This window comes from Candidatus Methylomirabilota bacterium, from assembly GCA_035764725.1.
GTDB lineage: Bacteria > Methylomirabilota > Methylomirabilia > Rokubacteriales > CSP1-6 > DASRWT01.
Window position 1 is genome coordinate 81,262 of the sequence record DASTYT010000115.1, and the last position, 23,221, is coordinate 104,482.

General features: G+C 69.5%; 18 protein-coding genes. 6 read left to right on the forward strand and 12 right to left on the reverse strand.

Going from position 1 to position 23,221, the window contains the following annotated elements:
* Positions 1–35 precede the first annotated feature (35 nt).
* The gene (locus VFX14_18780) at positions 36–2,084 is read right to left on the reverse strand and encodes an ABC transporter substrate-binding protein (GenBank protein HEU5191737.1); all 2,049 of its coding nucleotides are present in this window, start codon (positions 2,082–2,084) and stop codon (positions 36–38) included.
* Positions 2,085–2,218: 134 nt separating this feature from the next.
* Here VFX14_18780 and VFX14_18785 point away from each other — a divergent pair, with 134 nt between their 5' ends.
* Entirely contained in the window at positions 2,219–4,141 is a 1,923-nt protein-coding gene (locus VFX14_18785) for an OPT family oligopeptide transporter (protein HEU5191738.1), read from the forward strand.
* Positions 4,142–4,153: 12 nt separating this feature from the next.
* On the opposite strand, the gene VFX14_18790 is transcribed toward VFX14_18785, so the two are convergent.
* Entirely contained in the window at positions 4,154–5,362 is a 1,209-nt protein-coding gene (locus tag VFX14_18790) for an amidohydrolase family protein (protein ID HEU5191739.1), read from the reverse strand.
* Between the two features lie 171 nt (positions 5,363–5,533).
* Between VFX14_18790 and VFX14_18795 the strand changes: the two genes are divergently transcribed.
* Positions 5,534–6,613: a Zn-dependent alcohol dehydrogenase gene (locus VFX14_18795; GenBank protein HEU5191740.1), complete on the forward strand. Its 1,080-nt coding sequence runs from the start codon at positions 5,534–5,536 to the stop codon at positions 6,611–6,613.
* A gap of 117 nt (positions 6,614–6,730) precedes the next feature.
* Positions 6,731–8,446 (forward strand): bifunctional sulfate adenylyltransferase/adenylylsulfate kinase, encoded by a 1,716-nt coding sequence (locus VFX14_18800; GenBank protein ID HEU5191741.1) that lies wholly within the window; start codon positions 6,731–6,733, stop codon positions 8,444–8,446.
* A gap of 13 nt (positions 8,447–8,459) precedes the next feature.
* Here VFX14_18800 and VFX14_18805 read toward each other — a convergent pair whose 3' ends face one another.
* Entirely contained in the window at positions 8,460–9,716 is a 1,257-nt protein-coding gene (locus VFX14_18805) for a sulfotransferase (protein ID HEU5191742.1), read from the reverse strand.
* Between the two features lie 116 nt (positions 9,717–9,832).
* Here VFX14_18805 and VFX14_18810 point away from each other — a divergent pair, with 116 nt between their 5' ends.
* The 3 genes from VFX14_18810 to VFX14_18820 all read left to right on the forward strand — a co-directional run bounded on the left by VFX14_18810 (position 9,833) and on the right by VFX14_18820 (position 14,823).
* Entirely contained in the window at positions 9,833–12,556 is a 2,724-nt protein-coding gene (locus VFX14_18810; protein ID HEU5191743.1) for an MMPL family transporter, read from the forward strand.
* A 7-nt stretch (positions 12,557–12,563) separates the two neighbouring features.
* Complete coding sequence (locus VFX14_18815; protein ID HEU5191744.1) at positions 12,564–14,189, forward strand: CopD family protein; 1,626 nt, start codon at positions 12,564–12,566, stop codon at positions 14,187–14,189.
* A gap of 88 nt (positions 14,190–14,277) precedes the next feature.
* Positions 14,278–14,823 carry a lipid-binding SYLF domain-containing protein gene (locus VFX14_18820; GenBank protein ID HEU5191745.1) on the forward strand — a complete coding sequence of 182 codons (546 nt, stop codon included), beginning with the start codon at positions 14,278–14,280 and terminating at the stop codon, positions 14,821–14,823.
* A gap of 14 nt (positions 14,824–14,837) precedes the next feature.
* On the opposite strand, the gene VFX14_18825 is transcribed toward VFX14_18820, so the two are convergent.
* The 9 genes from VFX14_18825 to fdnG form a co-directional block, all read right to left on the reverse strand.
* The gene (locus VFX14_18825; GenBank protein HEU5191746.1) at positions 14,838–16,085 is read right to left on the reverse strand and encodes an FAD-dependent oxidoreductase; all 1,248 of its coding nucleotides are present in this window, start codon (positions 16,083–16,085) and stop codon (positions 14,838–14,840) included.
* The gene (locus VFX14_18830; protein ID HEU5191747.1) at positions 16,082–16,240 is read right to left on the reverse strand and encodes a hypothetical protein; all 159 of its coding nucleotides are present in this window, start codon (positions 16,238–16,240) and stop codon (positions 16,082–16,084) included. Before VFX14_18830 ends, VFX14_18825 begins: the two co-directional genes overlap by 4 nt.
* Positions 16,219–16,368 carry a hypothetical protein gene (locus VFX14_18835; protein ID HEU5191748.1) on the reverse strand — a complete coding sequence of 50 codons (150 nt, stop codon included), beginning with the start codon at positions 16,366–16,368 and terminating at the stop codon, positions 16,219–16,221. The genes VFX14_18830 and VFX14_18835 overlap by 22 nt, the downstream gene beginning before the upstream one ends.
* Before the next feature lie 99 nt (positions 16,369–16,467).
* Positions 16,468–16,812, reverse strand: a complete 345-nt coding sequence (trxA, locus tag VFX14_18840; protein HEU5191749.1) for a thioredoxin — start codon at positions 16,810–16,812, stop codon at positions 16,468–16,470.
* Positions 16,813–16,913: 101 nt separating this feature from the next.
* Positions 16,914–17,588, reverse strand: a complete 675-nt coding sequence (locus tag VFX14_18845; protein HEU5191750.1) for an LLM class flavin-dependent oxidoreductase — start codon at positions 17,586–17,588, stop codon at positions 16,914–16,916.
* A gap of 4 nt (positions 17,589–17,592) precedes the next feature.
* On the reverse strand, positions 17,593–18,483 hold the full coding sequence (gene nrfD / locus VFX14_18850; protein HEU5191751.1) for an NrfD/PsrC family molybdoenzyme membrane anchor subunit: 891 nt from the start codon (positions 18,481–18,483) through the stop codon (positions 17,593–17,595).
* 3 nt (positions 18,484–18,486) lie between these two features.
* Entirely contained in the window at positions 18,487–19,248 is a 762-nt protein-coding gene (locus VFX14_18855; GenBank protein HEU5191752.1) for a 4Fe-4S dicluster domain-containing protein, read from the reverse strand.
* A gap of 10 nt (positions 19,249–19,258) precedes the next feature.
* Positions 19,259–20,062 (reverse strand): formate dehydrogenase accessory protein FdhE, encoded by an 804-nt coding sequence (fdhE, locus tag VFX14_18860; protein HEU5191753.1) that lies wholly within the window; start codon positions 20,060–20,062, stop codon positions 19,259–19,261.
* A complete protein-coding gene (fdnG, locus tag VFX14_18865) occupies positions 20,062–23,220 on the reverse strand; it encodes a formate dehydrogenase-N subunit alpha (GenBank protein HEU5191754.1) in 3,159 nt (1,052 codons plus the stop codon). Before fdnG ends, fdhE begins: the two co-directional genes overlap by 1 nt.
* Between the last annotated feature and the right edge of the window lies 1 nt (position 23,221).

Consider the following 23,221-nt stretch of genomic DNA (forward strand, 5'->3'; position numbering starts at 1 on the left):
GACCGCGTGAGGAGACGGGGGAGAGGGAGGCTCCGCTAGTTCTTGAAGTAGAAGGTAATGGGGCGGGAGATGCCCGGGGTCTTGCCGTCGGGGCTGTTGTACATGCGCGACGGGATGTTGCCCATGTTGTTCTTGACCACCCGCACCCCCATGGACGCTGGGCCCTGGCCCACCACCCCGATGATGTAGACCTCCTCGGCCGCGATCCGCCAGACATCCTTGCCGAGCTGGATCCGCTCCTTCTCCGGCACGCCGAAGGCCTTCTTCCACTTCTCCATGAGCTCCTTCATCCGCGGCTCGGGCTCCTTGCCCTGCGCTCCCGCGGAGTGGAACCACTTCACGTAGAGCGGTCCGGACGTCGCCACCGAGGAGAGCTCGAAGGGGAACACGTGCAACGGGAAGGTGAAGAGGTGCTCGCTCCCGTCGTTGTTCCAGGCCGCGAGCTGCTGCTCGTTGTTCGCCGTGCGCTGGAGGGCCAGGCTCCGCTCCACCTCCTGCACCTTCAGATCGATGCCGATCTTCTTCCACTGCTCGCGGATCATCTCGGCGATCTGCGTGTACTGCACGAACTGGCCGCCGAGGGTCATGATCTCGAGCCGCAGCCGGCCCTTGCCGTCGGCGCGCAGGCGATAGCCCTCCGCGTCCTTCTTGGCCAGCCCGAGCTTGTCGAGCATCTCGTTGGCCTTCTTGAGATCGAGGGTGGACCAGAGCTTCCGGTACTGCGGCCCGGGGTTGTACTTGTTGCTGTCCACCGGCACCACCGAGCCCGGCGTGCCCGTGCCGAGCCAGAACGTCTCGTTGATCTGGTCGCGGTCGATCCCGAGGGAGAGGGCGCGGCGGAAGTCGGCGGTGTTGAACCACTTCCCGATCTCCGGATCGGCATCGTAGTTCAGGTTGAACTTGATGATGAGGTCGCAGTAGTCCCCGGGGTCGAGGTAGACCTTGTAGTTCCCCTTCTGCTGGTTCTCGAGAAAGACGGGGAGCTTGCCGAGGTCGACGTGCCGCGAGGCGTAGTCGTACTCGCCGGCGATCGCCCGCAGGTTCAGCACCTCCAGGTTCTCCGCCAGCGTCAGCACCACCTTGTCGATGTACGGGAGCTGGTTCCCCGCGGTGTCCACGAAGGCGCTGTACGGGTTGCGCTCGAGCGTCCAGGTCGGCGTGTTGATCGGCGTCACCGTCTTCCAGGCCGAGACCACCGGCAGGTCGGGGTTGACCGCCCAGTCGTTCCGGTTGAGGAAGAGCCGCACCCAGCTGTCGAACTTCAGGTCCTTCACCTTCTTGTCGAGGTCGGCCGCGCTGACGTACTTGGGGTGGAACTGCTTGAGATAGTGCGCGGGCGCGAAGCCGCCGAGGGCGCGGTACCCCCACATCTGGCCGGCGAGGTCGGTGGAGCCTGCCAGCACGTCGGGGAACATGAAGTATGGCTCGGCAAACTTGTATCGGACGGTATAGGTATCGACCTTCTCGATCGTTCCCTGCTTGCCGTTGATGGCCATGGCCGCGGTGGGAGTGGGGACCAGATCCTTGTTCCGGTAGATGTCCTCGAACCAGAACACGAAGTCATCCGCGGTGAAGGGCTTCCCGTCGCTCCACTTCATGCCGTGTCGCAGGGACAGGAGCCATGTCCGCCCGCCGTCCTGCATCTCCAGGCCCTTGGCGAGATTGGGTACGACCTTGTCGCCGGTGTAGTCCCAGAACATCAGGTGATCCGGCCCCGAGCAGCACCGGAAGCCGTTCCAGAAGTCCGCGGGGCCGGTGAACCCGGCGCGCCAGACGCCGCCGTACTTGCCGATCTCCTTCAGCGGCTTGATGACGATGGGGTCCTGCCCGATCCGCTCGGCCACGGGCGGGAGCTTGCCGGCCTTGACCAGCTCGGCGAGCTGCGGGGCCTCCTTGAAGGCCCTGGGCGCCTTCGCGGCGTCGGTGACGACCTCCGGGCCCTCGAGCTTGCCGATGAGGGTGCTCTTGCTGCTCCCCTGGGCGAGCGCGCCCGCCGCGACCAGCCCACCCAGGAAGCTGGCCGCGACGGCGAACATGAGGAAGAACCGGAGCGTGTGGGCGGGCCGGCGTGGGCGTTCGGTCATGACGCGTCCCCCTTGAGGCGTGCGTGTCTGGCCACCGAGTCCTGCGCGTGTGGGGGATACTGCCCCGACCGCCGCCCACCGTCAAGGGTGGACGCGACCCGTCGGGGCGCATGGGATAATCCCTGCGGCCGGACATGGGCACGACGACCGCACCGCGCGCCGCCGGCGCCCTCCCCGAGGAGGCGCCCCTTCCGATTCACGGCTTCCGCGGCACGCCCGACGAGATCGAGCGCCAGTGGTACGAGCGCGTGTATCGCGGGCGCGGCGACGTCATGCGCCAGCTCACGTGGCGGGCGGTGCTGATGGGCTCGCTGCTCGGCGGCCTCCTGTCGCTCACCAATCTCTATATCGGGCTCAAGGCCGGGTGGGGCTTCGGCGTGGCCATCACGGCCTGCATCCTTTCCTACGCGATCTGGACGACGCTCTACCGGCTGGGCCTGGCGCGGACACCCATGACCATCCTCGAGAACAACTGCATGCAGTCCACCGCCAGCTCCGCGGGCTACTCGACGGGCGGGACGCTCATCTCGGCCTTCGCCGCCTATCTCATGCTCACCGCCGAGCCCCTGTCCCTGCCCCTCCTCCTCGCCTGGGTGTTCTTCCTCGCGCTGCTGGGCGTGACGATGGCCATTCCCATGAAGCGTCAGATGATCAATGTGGAGCAGCTCCGCTTCCCCAGCGGCATCGCCGCCGCCGAGACCCTGCGGGCGCTCCACGCCGTGGACGACCGCGGCGCCCGCTCGGCCCGGGCTCTGGCCTGGGCCGGCGGGCTCGCCATGGTGAGCAAGTTCTGGACCGAGGGCCTCGTCCTCGTGAGTCCCAAGCTCGCGCCCTTCATGATCGGCACCTGGGTCACCGCCCTCAATCAGCGCGTGCTGGGCCCGGCCTGGATGGAGCGCACGGTCCTCTTCTCCTGGGAGCCCATGTTCATCGCCGCCGGAGCCATCACGGGCCTGCGCGTGAGCTGGAGCATGCTGCTCGGCGGCGTCACCGCGTGGATGATCTTCGTGCCCATCCTGCAGCACGCGGGAGTCGTCGAGGGTGGCGGGTACGCCGTGCTGGTGCAGTGGACGCTCTGGGGCGGCGTCGCGTGCATGGTGAGCGCGAGCCTCGTTGCCTTCGGGATGCAGTGGCGGACGGCGCTCCGCGCCTTCGCCGATGTGGGCGCCATGTTGCGCGGCGGGCGCGAGCGCGCGCAGGATCCGGTCGCGGCCATCGAGACCCCCGCCTCGTGGTTCATCGCGGGCCAGCTCCTGGGCTATCTCGGCCTGGCCTGGCTCGGCCACGCGACGTTCGGCATGCCCTACTGGCAGAGCGCGGTGGCGGTGGCGCTCTCGTTCTTTCTCGCCCTCGTGGCCTGTCGCGTGACGGGCGAGACCGACACCACGCCGGTGGGCGCCATGGGCAAGATCACCCAGCTCACCTTCGGCGTGCTCCATCCCGGCAGCGTGCAGGTCAATCTCATGAGCGCCAACATCACCGCGGCGGCCGCGGGCAGCAGCGCCGATCTGCTCACCGACCTCAAGAGCGGCTACCTGCTGGGCGCGCACCCCCGGCGCCAGTTCCTCGCGCAGCTCGCCGGCATCGTCGTCGGCACCCTCGTGAGCGTCCTGGCCTTCCGACTCCTCGTGCCCGACGCGGGCGCGCTGGGCACGGATCAGTTCCCCGCGCCCGCCGCGCAGACCTGGCGCGCGGTCGCCCTGGCTCTCTCGAAGGGAGTGGCCGCGCTCGGCCCGATCAAGCTCTGGTCCATCGTGGTGGGCGGGCTGGTCGGCGTCATTCTCACCGTCCTGCCGAAGATGTTGCCCGCGTGGGAGCCCCTGATTCCCTCGCCGGCCGGGCTCGGGCTGGCGTGGACCTTCCACTGGTACTACGCGTTCTTGTTCTTCCTGGGGGCCGCGGCGGCGTGGTGGATCGAGCGGCGGTGGCCGCGCGCGGCCGAGGAGCTTACCTTCCCGGTGGCCTCGGGCTGGATCGCGGGCGAGAGCCTGATGGGAGTCGGCCTCGTGCTGTGGGAGCACGCCGGCGACCTCGTCCACCGGCTCTTCGCCCGCTGAGTCGCCGCGTCGCTAGCGGGCGCCCGCCCCTTTCGCCGCCGCCTCCGCCTTCTTGAAGTGCTCCTCGCCGAAGTTGTAGAGGTGCGCCCCGCCCATGAAGATCTGGGCGGCGATCTCCCGCGGCACGTTCTTCAGCAGGTTCTCGGCCACGTGCGGGAAGTTGGAGTCGAAGTGCGGGTAGTCGGTGGAGATGCACATGCGATCGGCGCCGATGAGCCCCGCGGTGGCCTCGATCTCGGGCTCGCTGCCCTCGACGGCGGCCCAGCAGTTGCGCCGGAAGTATTCCCGCGGGGTGAGGGAGAGATAGGGAGCGTGCGTGTCGCGGTACTGCGGGTAGTCCCACTCGATGCGCGACAGGATGCCGGGCGCCCATGAGTTCTGCGCCTCGAGGAAGCCCACCCGGAGCTTCGGGTGGAACTCGAACACGCCGCCGATGATCATGGCGATCAGCGCCTGCTGCATCTCGATCCAGTGGCTGGCCACGTGGCGATAGAAGCGGTTCTCGCCGTAGAGGACGTTCATGTGCGAGTACGGGGCGCCCGTGCCCTCGTGGAAGCCCCACGTCACGTTGAGGTCCTCGTGCACGGTGTAGAGCGGGTCCCAGTAGTTCGAGTGCCAGAAGTGACCGTTCACCAGGTTCGGCCGGTTGAAGGAGCCCACCGCGCCCAGCTCCCGCACGCAGCGGATCAGCTCGCGGCAGGCCAGGTGCACGTCGTGGAAGGGCAGCATGGCCACGAACTTCAGGCGCTCGGGGCTGTACTGGCAGAACTCGTGGATCCAGTTGTTGTAGGCCTGGCAGAGCGCGAGCGAGAGCTGCGGGTCCATGCCGTCGCGGGCGATGAGGGAGAGGCCGCTCGTGGGGTACAGCACCGCGATGTCCACGCCTTCCATGGCCATGCCCATGACCTGCGCCTCGGGGTTGTAGTTCCGCTCGATGGCGAACTGGAGCCGGCCGGTGTCGGCCAGCCGCGAGCCGGACAGGGGCTGGCTGCTCGTGGTCGGGCCCGGCTTGGCGCGCTTGCGGTACTGCTGGAGATCCGCGTCCGAGGTGGGAATGCCGTCGATGACGATCGAGCCGGCGGCGCCCCGCTTCGCCCGCCCGTCCGATCCCACCAGGGTGGTCACCCGGTGCTTGAACTTCGGGTCGAGGTAGCGATCGAAGAGGTCCGGAGGCTCCATGATGTGCATGTCGCAGTCGACGAAGCGCAGCCCGTCTTTCACGGTATCCCTCCGCGTCAGGGTGGCGACCGGTCCGATGCCTGCCCAGTTGTCAGATGGTCGGCCCACGCCGGGCCCCTGTCAAGCCGGGGAACGCGGTATGATGACGGACGCGCCGCGAGGCGCCCGCCGCCCGATCCCCCCGGCGAGCCGTCACTGCAAAAGGAGCGTCACATGAAAGCCGCCGTCTTCCACGGTCCGCATCAGCCGCTCACCATCGAGACCGTCGACATCGACAAGCCCATGGGCCGCGAGGTGCTCGTGCGCACCGTCGCATCTGGAGTCTGCCACAGCGATCTGCACTTCGTGGACGGCCTCTATCCGTTTCCCGCCCCCGCCATCCTGGGCCACGAGGCCGCGGGCATCGTGGAGGCGGTGGGCCCGCAGGTGGTCGAGTTCCGGCCCGGCGATCACGTGATCTGCTGCCTCTCGCTCTTCTGCGGTCAGTGCGAGTACTGCCTCACCGGCAAGACTCATCTCTGCCAGACGCGCCCTGCCCGCACCAAGGGCGAGCCGCCGAAGCTCTCGTGGAAGGGACAGCCGGTGAACCAGTTCGCCAACCTCTCCGCCTACGCGGAGCAGATGCTGGTGCACGAGAACGCACTGGTCAAGATCGACGACCAGATGCCGCTGGCCCAGGCCGCCCTCATCGGGTGCGGCGTCACCACCGGCGTGGGCGCGGTGCTCAACACCGCGCGCATCGAGCCCGGCTCCACCACCGCCATCTTCGGCGCGGGCGGCGTGGGCCTGGCCACCATCCAGGGCGCGCGCATCGCCGGCGCCCGCATGATCATCGCGGTGGACACGGTGGCGGCCAAGCTCGCCCGGGCCAAGGATCTGGGGGCCACGCATCTGGTCGACGCGTCCAAGGACGATCCCGTGAAGGCCATCCGCACGCTGACGGGGGGCGGCGTGGACTACTCGTTCGAGGCCATCGGCCTCAAGATCGCGGCCGAGCAGTGCTTCGACTGCATCAAGCCGGGCGGCACCGCCACCGTCATCGGCATGATCCCGGTGGGGCAGAAGATCGAGCTCGACGGGCCCATGTTCCTCCGCGAGAAGAAGATTCAGGGCTGCAGCATGGGCTCGAACCGCTTCAAGGTGGACATGCCCCGCTACATCGAGCTCTACCGCCAGGGGCGCTTGAAGCTCGACGAGATGGTCACCCGCCGCGGCAAGCTCGAGGAGGTCAACGACGCCTTCCGGGCCATGAAGGCGGGCGAGGTCGCCCGCACGGTGCTGATGTTCGACTGAGCCCCTCCGCGGTCGGCGGCGGCGCCCCGCCCGGGTAGCCCCAAGGTCTCATTGGGGCGCCGCCGCCGGCTGTCGTACACTGCCAAGGTCTCATTCTTCCGATTCCAGGAGAGCTATATGGCCACGTCGCGCACCGGTCTGGTCTCGCCCGCCGGGGGGACCCTCGTCGACCTCTTCGTCCCCGCGGAGGGCCGCGCCGAGCTGCGCGCCCATGCCACCCGCCTGCCCTCCGTGCAGATCTCCGAGCGCGCGCTCTACGATCTGGAGCTGCTCGCCACCGGCGCCTTCTCGCCGCTGGACCGGTTCATGAGCCGCCGCGATCACGAGCGCGTCCTCGGCGAGATGCGTCTGGCCGGCGGCCAGCTCTTCCCGATCCCGGTGACGCTGCCGGTGAACCGCGTGCCCGGACTGCGGCTCGACGGCGACATCGCGCTGCGCGACGCGCACAACGAGCTCCTCGGCGTCATGACGATCGAGGAGGCCTACGAGTGGGACCGCGGCGAGACCGCGCAGCACGTGCTGGGCACCCGTGACGTGCGCCACCCGCTCGTGGCGGAGATGGAGCGCTGGGGCGAGGTCAATCTCTCCGGGCGCGTGCGTCTGCTCGCGCTCCCGCCGCGCCACGATTTCCGCGATCTCCGGCTCACTCCCGCACAGGTGCGCGCCCGCCTGGCCGAGGCCGGCGCGGTGAACGTGGTCGCCTTCCAGACGCGCAATCCCCTCCACCGCGCGCACGAGGAGCTGACTCGCCGCGCCGCCGATCTCATCAAGGGCACGCTGCTGCTCCACCCGGTGGTGGGCATGACCAAGCCCGGCGACGTCGACTACTACACGCGCGTGCGCACCTACAAGGTGCTGGTGGAGCGTTACTACGAGCGCGGGCGCGTGGTGCTGTCGCTGCTGAACCTCGCCATGCGCATGGGGGGCCCGCGGGAGGCCCTATGGCACGCCCTCATCCGGCGTAACCACGGCGCCAGCCACTTCATCGTGGGCCGCGATCACGCGAGCCCCGGCCTCGACTCGACGGGCAAGCCCTTCTACGGCGCCTACGACGCCCAGGAGCTGGTGGGCCGCCACCAGGAGGAGATGGGCATCACCATGCTGCCGTTCGGCGAGATGATGTACCTGCCCGACGAGGAGCGCTACGAGGAGTCCTCGCGCGTGCCGAAGCAGGCGCGCACGGCCTCCATCTCCGGCACCCAGGTTCGCGAGGAGTTCCTCAACGCGGGCGTCAAGCTCCCGGACTGGTTTACCCGCCCCGAAGTCGCGCAGATCCTCATGGAGACCTATCCGGCGCGGCACCGGCAGGGGGTGTGCGTCTGGTTCACCGGCCTCAGCGGCGCCGGCAAGTCCACCACCGCGGAGATCCTCACCACGCTGCTCCTCGAGCGGGGCCGCAACATCACCGTGCTGGACGGCGACGTGGTGCGCACGAACCTGTCCAAGGGGCTGGGCTTCAGCAAGGAGGACCGCGACACCAACATCCGGCGCATCGGCTTCGTGGCCGCCGAGATCGTCCGGCACGGCGGCGTCGCCCTCTGCGCGGCGGTGAGTCCCTATCGGGTCACCCGTGACGAGGTCCGGCACATGGTGGGAGCCGACCACTTCGTCGAGGTGTTCGTGGACACGCCCCTGGAGGAATGCGAGCGGCGGGACAGCAAGGGCGTGTACGCGAAGGCGCGGCGTGGCGAGATCAAGGGCTTCACCGGCATCGACGACCCCTACGAGGCGCCGGAGCACCCTGAGATCACGCTCGACACCCTCGTGTCTACTCCCGACGCCAACGCCCGTCGCGTGCTCGAGTACCTCGAGCGCCAGGGCTTCGTGCGTTAGGCCGGCGGGCGCGCTACTGCCACGAGACCTCTTCCCGCGGGACGCCGAAGTACTCGCGGTAGGCCTTGAAGCGCCGGCCGAGATCGTCCGGGTCGAGCCCGAATGCGCTCATCGAGTACCGATGGGCGCCGTGCTTGTCCTTGGGGTTCTCGGCGAGGAAGCGGCGCATGGCCGCCGACGCCGCCTCGGTCAGGGGAATGTCGAAGTGCGCGTAGATGCGCCGCACCACCGTGAGGGGATCGCGAAGCATCTCCTGGTAGTGGACGTCAAAAAAGCGGTCGGGCGAGACACGACCGCTGCGCCGGAGCCGCATGGCCCGGTCGAGCCCATTGGTCCAGCGCCGGCTCACCTCGTGTCCGATCTCCAAGGGATCCAGCTCGTCGGTGAAGGCGCGCTGGAGCACGGCGGTCAGGCTGGCCACCGAGGCCAGCACGGTGAGGGGGTCGCGGTGGGTCTGCACGATGAGCGCGTCGGGATAGGTCGCGAGCAGCGCGTCGAACGCGAACAGGTGCGCGGGCGCCTTCAGCACCCACCGCCGCGCCGGGGTGCGCCACTGGAGCTGCTGGAGAAAGCGCCGATGGAAGCGGTAGGCGGGCCCCAGATCTTGCTGCTCGAGCCACTCCTGGTACGTGGGAACATGATACGTGGTGTGGAACCGCGGCGAGAGGAACGTCGGGCTCATGATCGCGATGCACTCGAGGGCGAGCTGCGCGCCGAGGGGATGAATCGCCTTGAAGTCCGGCGTGAGGGCGTCGAACCACGCGAGCTGCCGCGCCGCCTTCGCGATGCGGGGGTCGCTCGCGTAGCTGGCGGCTTCGGGGGGCGGCGACGGGGACATGACCTCCCATGCCTGGGCGACGCGGCTGGCCGGATCCTGGGCGAGGAGATGGTGGAGCAGCGTGCTCCCCGTGCGGGGCAGGCCCACGATGAAGAGCGGCCGGCGCACCTCCTCCGCCGCGATCTCGGGGTGGCGCGCGCGATCGGCCTCCAGACGCAGGCGCGTGCTGAGGAGCCCCACCACGTCGCCGCGGGCCGCGAGACGGCCCACGAGCGTGAGCCGGGCCTCCCGGTCGAGGCCCGCGAGCACGAGCCGCAGGGGCTCGCGGAAGCCCTCGTCCCCGAAATCCTTCAGACCCGTGGCGCGGCGAGCCGCGGCGAGCAGCGTCTCTTCGTCCAGCGAGACGGGCGACATCCCCGTCCGTCCGAGCAGGGCCCCGGCGGCGTTGGTCGACCGCACCACCGCGCGCAGTGCCTTCGGCGTGAGCATCATCGTATGCGCTCTCCTTTCCCACGTCGTCGCGGCAGCGTCGCCGACCGCGAGACGCCATGCAATGAGACCAAGGTCGGACGGTTCTCGGGCCCGGCGCCCGCGGTGAGGGTACTCGCGTGACCGCGCCCTGGGTGGGCCCCAGCGTCGTGGCGGTCGTGCGACGCGCGACGCGCCGGCCGCTCGCCACCGTGGCGCTGTCGCTCGTCCTTGCCGCGCTCTCGCTCACCTACACGCTGCATGCGATCGGCTTTGTGACGTCCAGCGTGCGCCTCCTGCCGCAGCACGCGCGCTACGTCGTGCTCCTCCGCGAGTATCTCAAGGACTTCGGCGAGCTCAACGATATCCTGGTGGCCGTCGAGGCGCCCCCGGAGCAGGCCCGGCTCTTCGCGGCGCGCTTGGCCGAGCGGCTCCGTCAGGACGGCCTCGGTGCACGTGTCACCTATCGGGTGGATCCCACCTACTTCAAGGGACGCGCGCTCCTCTACCTGTCCGTCGACGATCTCACGACCCTCCGCGACCGCCTGTACGACTATGAGAACTTCCTTACCGACTACGCGGCCCGACCCACCCTGGACCAACTTCTCGAGGGCGTCAACCGGCAAATCGCCGGCGCCATGGTCGGAGGCCTGTTCGACCTCGGCCTGGAGGGAAAGCAGGCGGCCGACCTCCGCTTCCTCCAGGCCCTGCTCCAGCAGATGGGGAAGCGGCTCGACGGCGCGGCCGCCTACACCTCGCCTTGGTCCAGCGCATTCTCGATGGGCCGGCTGGACGACCCCGACGCCGGCTACTACTTCTCGAAGAACCGCACGATGCTGTTCGTGTTCGTGGCGCCGCGGCGGGACGAGGGCAACTTCGTCGAGAACCGCGATCGCATCCGCGACATCCGCGCCGCGGTGACGCACCTCGCCGCCGAGTTTCCCGGCGTCCGCGCGGGCGTGACCGGCGCCCCCGCCCTGTCGAACGACGAGATGGCGGCGGCGTTCGAGGACGGCCGGCTCGCGTCGATCCTCGCCTTCGCGCTGACCCTGCTCCTCCTCCTGGTGGCCTTCCGCGCGGTGGTGACGCCGCTCCTCATGGTCGGGACGCTGGCGGTGAGCCTGGGATGGTCGATGGGCCTCATCACGCTGGTGGTGGGGCATCTGAGCGTCTTCTCGGTGATGTTCATCTCCATCGTAGTGGGGATCGGGATCGACTACGGGATCTACTTCCTGTTCCGCTACGAGGAGGAGCGCGCGCTGGGAGCCTCGGTGCCGATGGCCCTCGAGCGCGCCGCGCTCTTCGCCGGGCCCGGCATCCTCCTCGGCGCCCTCACCGCCGCCGGCGCCTTCCTCGTGCTGGTGCTCACCACGTTCCAGGGCATCCGCGAGTTCGGCTTCGTTTCCGGCATCGCGGTCCTGTTCGCGTTCTTCTCCATGATCACGCTGTTCCCCGCCTGCCTGGTCCTGGTGGACCGCCGCCCGGCGAGCGCGTTCGCCGCCTCGGCGAGGAGCGGGCTACCGCCCCACGCACGCTGGCTCGAGACGATCGTGAGCTACCGGAAGACCATCCTCGCCGCCGCCGCCCTCATCTCCGTGGTGGCGGTGTGGGGGGCGGCGGGCGTGGGCTTCGACTACAACCTGCTGCGCCTGCAGGCCAAGGGCGTGGAATCGGTCGTGTGGGAAGAGCGGATGCTCGCCGAGTCGGGCCGCTCGGGCTCCACCGCGTTCGCGACCGCGGGAACGCTGGAGGAGCTCCAGCGCAAGCAGGAGGCGTTCGCGCGACTGTCGAGCGTGTCGCGCGTCGAGAGCATCCTGCTCCTCTATCCCCAGCAGCAGAAGGAGAAGATCGCGCTGATCCGGCAGATGGAGGATCCGCTCGCCGAGGTGCGGCTCAACGAGCCGCCGCCCACTTCCGTCGCCGCGGTGCGCGGCGCCCTCGAGACCCTGCGCCGGCGGCTGGGCGTGGTGGCGGGCGCGGCCGAGGGGCGCACCGACACCAGCGACGTGCGGGCGCTCGAGGCCAGCGTGGGCGAGGTGCTCGCCAGGCTGGGCGCCCCCGACGCGGCCCCCGCCCTCTCCGCCCTCCAGCAGGACCTCTACCGCGATTTCGCGGACAAGCTCGATGACTTTCGCCACAATCTCGAGCCGCGGCAGGTGGCGCCCGGCGAGGCGCCGCCCGAGCTGCGTCAGCGCTATGTCGGCACGAGCGGGCGCTACCTCATCCGTCTCCAGCCTGCAGTGCACATCTGGGAGCAGGCGGGCGCCGAGCGCTTCGTGCGCGAGCTCCGCTCGGTGGATCCCGACGTGACGGGGCCGCCCATTACCGCCTTCGAAGCCATCAAGCTCATCCGCCGAGGCTACTTCGAGGGGACGTTCTACGCGCTCGTGGTCGTCGCGATCGCAACCGCGGCGATCCTGCGCAGCACGCGCGCGACCGTGCTCGCCCTCGCCCCCCTGATGCTGGGCGTGGTGTGGACGCTGGGGCTCATGCACGTGTTCGGTCTGCGGTTCAACATGGCCAATGTCTGGGCGATGCCGCTCATCATCGGGATCGCCGCGGAGTTCGGCCTCAACATCTACGTGCGCTTCATGGAAGGCCGCGACCGCGGCGGCCACACCCTCGCGCGCAGCACCGTGCTGGGCGTGGTGCTGAACGGCTTCACCACCATGGCCGGCTTCGCGAGCCTGCTCGTGGCGCGCCACCAGGGCATCTTCGGCCTCGGCCTTCTCCTCACGATCGGCACCGCGGTGAGCCTGATCGCCTCGCTGGCGGTGCTCCCCGTCCTCATCGAGCTCTACGGCGCGGAGCCGCCGCGCCGGCGCCAGGCGGACGAGCCCGATCGGGTTCCCGCCGCCGTCTGAGCGCGGCATGCTGATCCTCGCCGACTTCCTCGACAGCCTCCTGCGCGGCGCTGTCCTGGTAAGTCTGAGCCTGGCCCTCGGCGGCGTCGCCTGGGGGCTCTGGGTGCTGCGAGGCATGCCGGCGGGCACCCCGCCGCCGCTCATCAGGCGCAGCCTCCGGCTGCTCCAGCTCGGCGCGATCACGCTGGCCGTGGGCCAGGCGCTCCTGCTCGCGCTCAAGTCGGCACGGCTCATGGACTCGCTGGGACCGGACGCGCTCGGCGCTTTCGCGCGCACCGAGCACTTCGACGCCGGCGTGGCGCGCGCCGGCCTCGCCCTGGCCCTCGCCATCGCCGCCCGCGTCCTCGAGCGCGCGCCGTCGAGCGCGCGTCGCTGGGCGGCGGTGACCGTGCTGGCGTCGCTGGTGGCGCTGAGCTCTGCCTGGCTCACCCACGCGACCGGCCGGCTCGAGCATCGCGCGCCCCTGATGGTCCTGACCGTGCTCCATCAGGTCGGCGCGGCGGCGTGGCTCGGCGGGCTCGTCCAGCTCGCCGTCGTGGGCCGTCTCGCGCGACGCGACGCCGACGTGGACGCGCGCTGGCCCGAGCTCGTGGCGCGCTTCTCGCGGCTGGCCGTCACCACGGTGCTGGTCCTGGTCGCGAGCGCCGCGCCGCTGGCGTGGACTTACACGGGCACCGCCGACGCGCTCGTCGGCACGGGCTACGGCGCGCTGGTGCTCACCAAGACCATCATGCTCGCGACCACGCTGGCTCTGGGCGCGCTCAACTTCGCCACCGCGCGGGGGGGCGCCTCCGGCGTGGCGGCGGCCGCCCTCCGCGGGCGGCTGCCGCGCCTGGTCGAGGCCGAGGCGATCCTGCTCGTCATGATCGTGTTCGCGGCCTCGGCGCTGTCGTCCCAGCCGCCGGGCATCGACCTGCCCCATGCCGAGCGCGCCACGGTGGCCGAGGTGGCGGAGGTGTTCCGGCCGAAGCTGCCGTCGCTCCTCACGCCTTCGGTGGAGACGATGCGGGAGAGCCGCGCGCGGGCGGCGACGGGCGAGCGCAGCCACGACGCCTATCGCTGGTCCAACTTCAGCCACAACGTCTCGGGGCTGATCCTCCTCGGCATGAGCCTCTACGCGCTCGCCGGCTTCGCGAGCGGCCGGGCCTGGGGCCGCCACTGGCCGGTGGGGTTTCTCGCCCTCGCCGCCTTCATCTATCTGCGCGCCGCCGCTAACGAGGGCGCCTGGCCGTTCGGGTCCACCCGCCTCGACCAGATCGACGCCGAGGGCCTGCAGCACCGCATGGCCGCCGCCCTGGTGGTGGGGCTCGGCGCGGTCGAGTGGCGCGCGCAGGCCTGGGCGGCGTCGCGGGGCCGGGTCGCCTATGTCTTTCCCGTCCTCGCGGCGGCGGGCGGCATCCTGCTCCTCGCCCACTCGCACGCCGCCTTCCAGCTCAAGTCGAGCTTCCTCGTCCAGGTCACGCACACCACCATCGGCGCCTTCGCCGCGTTCCTCGTGGCGGCGCGCTGGCTCGAGCTCGGGCTGGCGCCGCCCTGGCGGCGCGTCGCGGGAGTGGCGGCGAGCGCGAGCATGCTGGCCATCGCGCTGATCCTGATCTTCTACCGCGAGGCCAATGTCGTCCTGTCACCTTGAGGTTCATTCCGTTGTCCCCCCGGGCATTGACACCGCGCATCTTGCGTTCCTACACTGCCTGAACCCCAGCGCGGGAAAGGAGGCCCCCATGGTCACGATCATCGCTCGAGCCGCATCCGCCACCCTCGTAGTGGCGCTGCTGATGGGCTGCACCACGGTGCCGCCCACGACGGAGGAGCGGGACGAGCTCGTCCAGAGGGCGGAAGCGGAGCGGCAAGAGTGGAAGAAGATCGATCCGGACATGGAGGCCTTCGTCCAGAAGCGCTACGGCTTTGCCTTCTTCCCCGAGGTGACCAAGGGCGGCCTGGTCTTCGGCGGAGCCTACGGTCGGGGCGTCGTGTACGAGCAGGGGACGCACGTTGGCTACGCCGACCTGACCGAGGGCTCCTTCGGCCTTCAGATCGGCGGGCAGACCTTCAGCGAGCTGATCGTGTTCCAGGACAAGTACGCGTTCGAGCGCTTCAAGCGGAACGCTGTGGACTTCGGCGCTCAAGCAACGGCGATCGTGGCCAGGTCGTCCGCCTCCACCAATGCCCCGTTCGTGGACGGCATTGCGGTGTTCGTGCGACCGCTCTCGGGCGCGATGGCGGAGGCCAGCATCGGGGGTCAGCGCTTCACTTACGCGCCGAAGTAGCGGGTGCTCAGCCGTCAGCGGTAGCCGAGCCCGTCCAGGTCGAGCTCGGGCATGCGGCCGCCCATGAGATCGGCCACGATCCGCGCGGTGCCGCACGCCATCGTCCAGCCCATGTGCCCGTGCCCGCAGTTGAGGTAGAGGTTGCGGTGGCGGGCGAGGCCGAGGATCGGCGGGCCGTCCGGCGTCATCGGGCGCAGGCAGGCGCGGTACTCGCCCCGGCCGTAGTCGGCGGCCTCCGGGAAGAGGTCGCGGGCCAGCCGCAGGATGTTGGCGAAGTTGCGGGGGGTCCAGCTCCAGTCGTACCCGGCGAACTCCGCCGTCGAGGTGAGACGGAGCCGGTCGCCCAGGCGTGACCAGGCGACCAGCCATTGCTCGTCCACGCCCGAGATGGACGGCACGAGGCCGCCGGGCTTGACGGGGAACGTGGAGGAGTAGCCCTTCGCGGGATAGATCGGCAGGCTGACCCCGGCGGTCCGCGCGATGGAGGGCGCGGCCACGCCCAGGGCCAGCACGTAGGCATCCGCGGTGAGCACGCCGTCGCTGCTGATCACGCCGTCGATGCGATCGGCGGCCGCGCGCAGCGCGGTCACGCGCGTGCCCAGCCGCACCACCGCCCCGTGCTTCTCCCGGCACACGCGGGCCAGCCCCTCCGAGAAGAGGCGCGAGTCCCCGCTCGAGTCGCCGAGATCGCGGATCGCGCCGGCCACTTTGCCCTGTACCGGCGCGAAGACGGGGTCGAGCCGCGCCAGCGCCGGCCCGTCGAGGATCTCCTGCCGCTGGCCGTGCTCGGCGAGCAGTGCCATGCGCTTCTGCGCCGCCTCGAGCTCGCGCGGTTCGCGGTGCACGTAGAGCGCGCCTCGATGAATGGCCTGGTACTCGATGCCCTCGTCGCGGGCCACGGCGTCGAGCACCCGCTGGCTGTACTGGCAGAGCCGGAGCTTCACCAGCGTGTTGCGCCGCGCTCGCGCGCTCGTGCACTCACGAAGAAAGCGCAGGCCCCACGTGTAGAGCCGCGGATCGGTGCCGAGGCGGAGCCGGATGGCCGTCTCGCCGCCCCGCAGCGAGTCCCAGAGCATGCGCGGCGCCCGCGGCGAGGCCCACGCGAAGGAGTGCCCGGGCGCGATGATCCCGGCGTTGCCACCGGTGGCCTCGAGCCCGAGGCTCTCCTTCTCCTCGAGCAGCGTCACCTCGTGGCCGGCCTGACCGAGGAAGTACATGGTGGTCACGCCCACCACGCCCCCGCCGAGGACGAGGACCTTCACGTGCGGAACCGCCGGGCGGCGACGACGGTGAGCACGATGGCGAGGATGAGCACCGCCAGCTGCGCGATCACGAAGGGCGCCTCGGTCTGATTGGGCGCCAGCCTCGTGAGCGCGGGGGCACCGACCACGTAGATCACCCGCCAGGCGCCCACCATGCCGAGCCGTAGCGGGCCACGACGGTGACGGCCAGTACCACGAGCGAGACGATCCCGATCTTGTGCGAGGGCAGCAGATGGTCGAAGGGGAAGCCGAAGCCCGTCACGCTGGTGAGGATGGTGGTCACGAGGAACAGCGCGGTCCAGCCGGCGAGCCGCCGGCCCGCCGGGTGAAGGCCTTGAGGCTCAGACCCAGCGTCATGGGCTATCGGGGTTGAGGGACCCCCTTACTGGCACAGGGCGAGCAAGCGGTCCGCCAGGACCTTCTTCGGCACCTTCCCCACCAGCGTCTCCACGACCTTGCCATCCTTCACGAACAGGAGCGACGGGAGCGCCTTCACGCCGAAGCGCTCGGCCACTGCGGGCTCCGCCTCGACGTTGATCTTGCCCACGGTGGCGCGACCCGACATCTCGCGCGCGAGCTCGTCGATCATGGGCGCGATCGCCTTGCAGGGCACGCACCACGGCGCCCAGAAGTCGAGCAACACGGGGCCGGACGCGAGGGTCGCGTCGATGGTATCCGCGGTGATGTGGCGGGCGCCGTCCTGAGGGCTTCCGGAAGCTTCGGTCATCGCTGATGTCCTCCCACGGTTTGGATGCGGAGCCGAGCGCGCGCGCTTCCGGCGGCGACCCAGGCGGAAGTCAGCCTATCACAGGCAGGGAGGGCGGAGTGTCAGCCCTGGGACAGGGCCAGATCGGAGCGATCCTCCTCCTCGTCACCATTGCGAAGGAGGTCGAGGAGGCGCGGATCGGCGGGGACGATGATGCCCGTGGCGCCCACGGCGCCCGCGGCGTCACGCAGCGCCCGCCACGCCTCTCGCCCGTCGGGCGCGGGCACGCGGGCCCAGAGCTCGAAGGGCGCCGCGAGCCGTTCGCGCGTGCGCCGGTCCCGCGCCTGGTCGAAGGCGGCATGGCACTGCTTGGGCTCGTCGACGATAGCCACGAGCCCGTCGGAGAGCCGAGCGCCCAGCAGGGACTGGCCGTCCCCCCCTCCTTGCAGGAGGACGGGCGACGGCCCTGCGCGACGGGCGCACGCGATCAGCCCTTCCGTGTCTGCCGGCCGCGCCGCCGCCGTCACCGCGGCGAAGAGACGGCCCCGCGAAAGGCGCTCGAGGGTGACCATGCGCCGCGCCAGCTCGTCCGGAGCGGCGGTGTCGAAGGCGGAGACGGGCGCCGCCAGCCGCGCGCGGCCGGTGACGGCGGCGACCCCGGCCAGGACCATCCACGGATCGAACGCGTCGTCGGCCAGCCACAGCGAATCGACCCCCGCGGCGTCGAGCGCCCGCGCATCCGCGAGATAGTCCCCGGAGTCGGTGAAGCGGCCGGGCAGCAGGACGCCGATCTTCATCGGGCTACATCTGGGCGCCGAAGATCACCACGATCCGGAGCGCGAGCCCGCCCAGGAGGACGAGGAAGGCGGCGAGCACCGGCTCGCGGCGGTGGCCGCTGCCCATCCGCGTCATCACGAGCGGGATCACGGTGCCTACGACGACCAGCGCCCAGAGCGCGAGCCAGCGTGGCGCCAGCAGGCGCGAGGCCAGGGCACCCAGTGTGGCGAAGAACGCCACGAGCAGGATCAGCTCCAGGACGATGAAGTAGGCGTCCGCGCGGGACAGTTTCCCCTGGGTGCTCGCCGCCGCATCGGAGCGTCCGCGCGCGAGGAGGGCCAGGGTGCCCGCGGCCACGCTGAGGCCGGAGGCGAGGAAGACGCCGCCCAGGGTCCACGTGTCGCTCCAGATCGGCTGATTGCTCACGCTGATCAGCACGCCGGTGTAGCCCGCGATGAAGAGCCCGAGGAAGGCGCCGATGATCATCAGGACGCGGCCGAAGCCGCCGGACATGAGACTGGCAATGCCTCGAGCCACCCCATTCCGGGTGTAGCCCTCCTTGAACAGGACCTCGATGAAGGACAGCGTGACAAAGACGCCGAAGAGGAGCAGCGCCCAGGCGCCGACGGACATGGGGGACCAGTACTTGAAGTTGAGCTCCCACGTCCGGCTGTTGATCAGCATGTGCCAGAAACGGCTGGGGCGGCCCAGGTCGAGCGTGAGGAGGAGCGGGCAGATCGCCATCGCGGGGAATGCGACGAGGAAGGCCAGACGCGCCACGCCCTCATCCCGGGAATCCCCGAGCAGGCGAAGCAGCGTTCCGATGAGATACGTGCCCCCGGCGATCCCGCCGAGGAAGAAATACCAGACGATGTACCACTCCCACTGGGGCGGCGCCACGAAGTGCTGGGGCATGGCCTAGTTCTCCCCGCGCTGGCGGAACGCGATGACCGCGCCCACGAGGCCGAGCACCGCAGTGACCGCAGAGCCGAGATAGGCCCGCACGTTGTTGCGGCTCGGGAGCACCGCGTTCTCGGCGTTCGGCAGCTTGTACGCCTCGGGCTTGTCCGTGAGGAGGAACAGGGCGTGGAGACCCCCGTACTCCTTCTCGCCGTAGATCTGGGCGTTGGCCACCCCCTGGCCCTGCAGCACCTTGAGCCGTGCCCCCGCCACCTCGCGCATCTCGTTGAGCTCGCCGAACTTGATGGACTCGGTGGGACAGGCCTTCGCGCAGGCGGGGACGAGGTTGTTCTGGAGCCGGTCGTAGCAGAACGTGCACTTCTGGGCGAGGCCGGTGTCCTCGTTGAAGCCGATAACGTTGTACGGACAGGCGGCGATGCAGTCCCGGCAGCCGTTGCAGACGTCCGGTTGGATGTAGACGGTGTCGAACTCCGTCCGGATGATCGCGTTGGTGGGGCAGACCTCCATGCAGCTGGCGAGCGCGCAGTGCTTGCAGACGTCGCTCATCATGCTCCAGGCGACGGTGCCCTGCGGCGTCCCCCGCTCGATGAACTGGACGTGGCGCCAGTTCTGCTCGTCGAGCTTCCCGGTGTTGTCGAAGCTGTCGAGGAACTTCGGCTTATGGCCCGGCAGCTGATTCCACTCCTTGCAGGCGACCTCGCAGGCCTTGCATCCGATGCAGAGCGTGGTGTCGGTGAAGAAGCCAACCGTACGCGCCATGTGGGCTCTCCTATATCCCCATGAGATTCGGCACGATCTTGGCGAAGCCTCTCTCTTGCATGTGCAGATCGATGGGCAGGGCAACCAGCTCGTCGACGACCGGCACCGCGTCGCGGTCCCGGCGCAAATCCACCGTGATGAGGTAGCGCCGGCAGCTCTCACAGGAGTCCGCGCGGAGATGCGGCAGCCTCTCGGCGTCCGAGAAGATAGGCAGCTTCGAGGTCGTCCGCTCCCCGCAGGCCGGACAGGCCATGCGCTCGTGGATCCATTCCTCCCCGCACCGGCAGCAGAGGAGCCGGCGGGGTGGGGTCAGGAGCTCTCCACTCGCCTCGCCGACCACCGAGAGCTGGGGCCGACCGCCGCAACGCGGGCAATGGCCCTCGGCCCGCTCGCCGGAATCCGCCGGCCACGCCCCGGCCCCGAGCGCCTCGAGCACCGGGGCGACCGCGGCGCGGGCCAGGTAGTCGTCCACGGGCGCCTGCGCCTCGCCGTCCAGCCAGCGCCGCACCGACTGGTCGAGCCCGCCGCGGGCGAAGCGCTCGCGCGCCGCCTCGACGAGTGCGGCGGGCCCCGCCGCGAGGGTTTCCTCGACGATGTCGCCCATCACGCGGTCGGCGACGTACGCGGCCAGCCGCTCACGACCGGGCCGATCGTCGAGCGCCGCCGCATACGCCCGCTCCTGTGCGTCGAGCAGCGCCGCGTAGAGCCGGAGCATCTCGCCCGCGTAGGGCCAGCGCTTCTGAAGCCGAGTGGCCCGCCGCCGCCGCTCCCCCCATCGGGGGGCGACGGCGGGGGCCGCCGCCACGCGCTCCATCAAATCTTCTCGATGTTGACCAGGAACGCCTTGAATTCTGGCGTCCGGGAATTCGCGTCTCCCACAAACGGGGTGAGGGCGTTGGCCAGCCAGTTGGCGCCCTTGGTCGGATCGCGGTCGGCCGCGATGCCCACGAACCCCCAGTGGATCGGGATGCCGATGTGATAGACCTTCTTGCCGTTGAACTCGAGGGGACCGAGGCGATTGGTCACGATCGCCGCGACCTCGAGCTTGCCGCGCTTGGACGACACCCGCACGCGGTCGCCGCTCTTGATCCCCTTCTCGCGCGCTACGTCCTCGGGGACCTCTACGAAGGGATAGGGCTGCAGGCGATCCAGATGCGGGACGTGCTGGGTAACGTAGTGCTCGTGCTCGGTGAGGCGATAGCTGGTCGCGATATACGGGTAGTCCTTGGCGGTGCCGAACCGGTCGGCGCGCCCGGCCTGCTTGTCGTAGAGGAACACGACGGGCGACTCCGACTGACCGGAGTGCAGCGGATTGACGATCGGCGACTCCATCGGCTCGTAGTGCTCGGGGAACGGGCCGTCGAGCATGGAGGCGGAGAAGAGCCGGCCCACGCCCTCGGAGTTCATGATGAAAGGCCCCCACGCCTTGGGGCTGCGGGGCTCCATGGTCGGGGGATAGTCCGGCACGTCGCCCACCCACTTCTTCTGCTCGGCGTCCCACTTGATGCCGGGGCGCTTCGGATCCCATGGCTTCCCGTCGAGATCCGCGGACGCCCGGTTGTACATCACTCGACGATTGAGCGGCCAGCTCCATGCCCACCCGTGGTAGTAGCCCATGCCGGTGGGATCGTTCTTCTTCGGATCCTGGATGCCCGCCCGCCGCGCGCTGAGGTTGCCCGCCTCGGGATAACTGCCGGTATAGATCCAGTTGCCGGCGTTGGTGGTGCCGTCGTCCTTCAGCTTGGCGAAGGTGTCGAGGCGCTGGCCCGTGGTGAGATCGTAGCCATTGATCTCGCGGCAGATCTCATCGAGCTCCGGCTTCGCGGGATTCTTGTAGTTGAACGTCACCGCCTTGATCGGTTCAGGGAACTTCCCCCCCTGTTGCTCGTAGAGCTTCCGCACCCGCTGGTACACGTCGGCGAGCACCCAGTGATCGTGGCGCGCCTCGCCTTCGGGCGGCATCACCTCTTCCTTCCACTGCATCCAGCGCCCGCTGTTCACGAAGGAGCCGTCCTTCTCGATCCAGTGCGTCGACGGCACCATGAACACTTCGGTCTGAATGGTCTTCGGATCGGCGCCCGGCCGCCGCCAGAACTCCGAGCTGGTCGTCGGCAGGGCGTCCATGACCACCAGCCACTTCAGGTTGGCCAGCGCCTGCATCACCTGGTTGGCATCGGGCCCGATGCTAGTCGCGGTCATGCCCGAGAGGATCAAGCCCTGCATCCGGTTCTTGAGGGCCTGGTCGTAGATGGAGATCCACGACGAGTTGGACATGGGTTTGGGGAGGAAATCGAAGGCGTACTCGTTGTCCTTGGTGGCGGCGTCCCCGTACCACGCCTTGAGGAGGCTCACCATGAGCTTGCGGTAGTTCGTGCCGAAGAAGTTCCAGGAGTTAGTGTCGAACTTCTTGGGCGCGCTCTGGGTGACGTAATCGTCGAGGTTCTTCTGGCCGGGCGCCGGGATGCGCAGGTACCCGGGCAGGATCTCCCAGGAGATGGCGTTGTCGGTATTGCCCTGGATGTTGGCGTGGCCGCGCTCGGCGTTCATGCCGCCGCCGGGCCGCCCCATGTTGCCGAGGAGGAGCTGGAGCAGCGCCCCGCTCCGGATCATCTGACCACCCGTCGTGTGGTGCGTGAGACCCACCGCATAGACGATGGTCATCACCTTGTCGGGCCGGCCGGTCTCTCCCACGATCTTGGCGATCTCGAGGAACTGGGTCCTGGGGATGCCGGTGATGGATTCGACCATCTCCGGCGTGTAGCGCGAGTAGTGCTTCCGCATGAGCTGGAACACCGAGCGCGGATGCTCGAGCTGCATGTCGCGCTTGGCGATCTGGGTGGTGGGACCGGGCGCACCGGGGCCCTGGCCGTGGGCGAGGATCTCCTTCTGGGTCCGGTCGTACGCGGCTTGTCCGCCTGCGTCGCCCTCGTAGGCCCAGGTGGAGACGTCGTAGGTCCGCTTGGCCGGGTCGTAGCCGCTGAAGAGCCCGTCGTGGAAGCTGTACCCCTCCTTCACGATGAAGGAAGCGTTCGTGTAGTTGCGGACGTAGTCGTGGTGGATGAGGTTGTTCTCGAGGACATAGCGGATGAGGCCGCCGAAGAAGGCGGCGTCGGTGCCAGTCCGGATCCGGGCGTACATGTCACAAACCGCGGAAGTCCGGGTGAAGCGCGGATCGATGTGGATCATCTTGGCGCCGCCGCCCTGGCCGACGCCGCGCTCCGGATTGAGCTTGGCCTTCAGGAACCACTGGAAGCCAACGGGATGCGCCTCCGCCGGATTCGCCCCATTGATGATGATGACGTCGGCGTGCTGGATGTCCCGCCAGTGATTCGTCATCGCGCCCCGCCCGAATGTGGCCGCCAGACTGACGACCGTGGGGCCGTGTCAGACTCGGGCCTGCTGTTCTATGAAGATCACGCCAAGCGATCGCATGAGCTTGGCGGCGAGATAGCCCTCCTCGCTACTGAACGCGGCCCCGCCCGCGAAGGCGATGCCCTCGCAGCGGTTCACCGTGTTGCCGTTGGCGTCCTGGGTCACGAAGGTGGCGTCGCGGGATTCCTTGATCCGCTGCGCGAGGCGGTCGAGCATCTGGTCCCAGCCGATCTCCTGCCACTTGTCGCTGCCCGGCGCGCGGTAGAGCGGCTTCTCGACGCGGCGGGCGCTCATGGCCAGCTGCATCGCGGTGGCGCCCTTCGGGCAGAGCCGGCCTTCGTTGACCGGGCTGTCCGGATCGCCCTCGATCTGCAGGAGCTGGGTGTGGCCCTTCGCGTCCTGCCTCGTGTAGGCGATGATGGAGCACCCCACGGCGCAGTACGGGCAGAGCGAGTGCTTCTCCTTGGCGCCCTCGATGCGGAAGGCCTTCTTGACCTGGACGGCCTGCGCCAGGTCGAAACCCAGCGTGGTGACGCCCGCGGCGGCGCCCGCGCTGGCCGCCCCCGCCTTGAAGAAATCGCGTCGCGTGATCTGAGGCATG

What these genes read in the sequence shown, in the direction of transcription:
- VFX14_18780 (HEU5191737.1), bottom strand. Translation starts at nt 2,084, where the DNA reads ATGACCGAACGCCCACGCCGGCCCGCCCACACGCTCCGGTTCTTCCTC.
- VFX14_18785 (HEU5191738.1), top strand. Translation starts at nt 2,219, where the DNA reads ATGGGCACGACGACCGCACCGCGCGCCGCCGGCGCCCTCCCCGAGGAG.
- VFX14_18795 (HEU5191740.1), top strand. Translation starts at nt 5,534, where the DNA reads ATGAAAGCCGCCGTCTTCCACGGTCCGCATCAGCCGCTCACCATCGAG.
- VFX14_18800 (HEU5191741.1), top strand. Translation starts at nt 6,731, where the DNA reads ATGGCCACGTCGCGCACCGGTCTGGTCTCGCCCGCCGGGGGGACCCTC.
- VFX14_18805 (HEU5191742.1), bottom strand. Translation starts at nt 9,716, where the DNA reads ATGATGCTCACGCCGAAGGCACTGCGCGCGGTGGTGCGGTCGACCAAC.
- VFX14_18815 (HEU5191744.1), top strand. Translation starts at nt 12,564, where the DNA reads ATGCTGATCCTCGCCGACTTCCTCGACAGCCTCCTGCGCGGCGCTGTC.
- VFX14_18820 (HEU5191745.1), top strand. Translation starts at nt 14,278, where the DNA reads ATGGTCACGATCATCGCTCGAGCCGCATCCGCCACCCTCGTAGTGGCG.
- VFX14_18830 (HEU5191747.1), bottom strand. Translation starts at nt 16,240, where the DNA reads ATGGTGGGCGCCTGGCGGGTGATCTACGTGGTCGGTGCCCCCGCGCTC.
- trxA (HEU5191749.1), bottom strand. Translation starts at nt 16,812, where the DNA reads ATGACCGAAGCTTCCGGAAGCCCTCAGGACGGCGCCCGCCACATCACC.
- VFX14_18845 (HEU5191750.1), bottom strand. Translation starts at nt 17,588, where the DNA reads ATGAAGATCGGCGTCCTGCTGCCCGGCCGCTTCACCGACTCCGGGGAC.
- nrfD (HEU5191751.1), bottom strand. Translation starts at nt 18,483, where the DNA reads ATGCCCCAGCACTTCGTGGCGCCGCCCCAGTGGGAGTGGTACATCGTC.
- VFX14_18855 (HEU5191752.1), bottom strand. Translation starts at nt 19,248, where the DNA reads ATGGCGCGTACGGTTGGCTTCTTCACCGACACCACGCTCTGCATCGGA.
- fdhE (HEU5191753.1), bottom strand. Translation starts at nt 20,062, where the DNA reads ATGGAGCGCGTGGCGGCGGCCCCCGCCGTCGCCCCCCGATGGGGGGAG.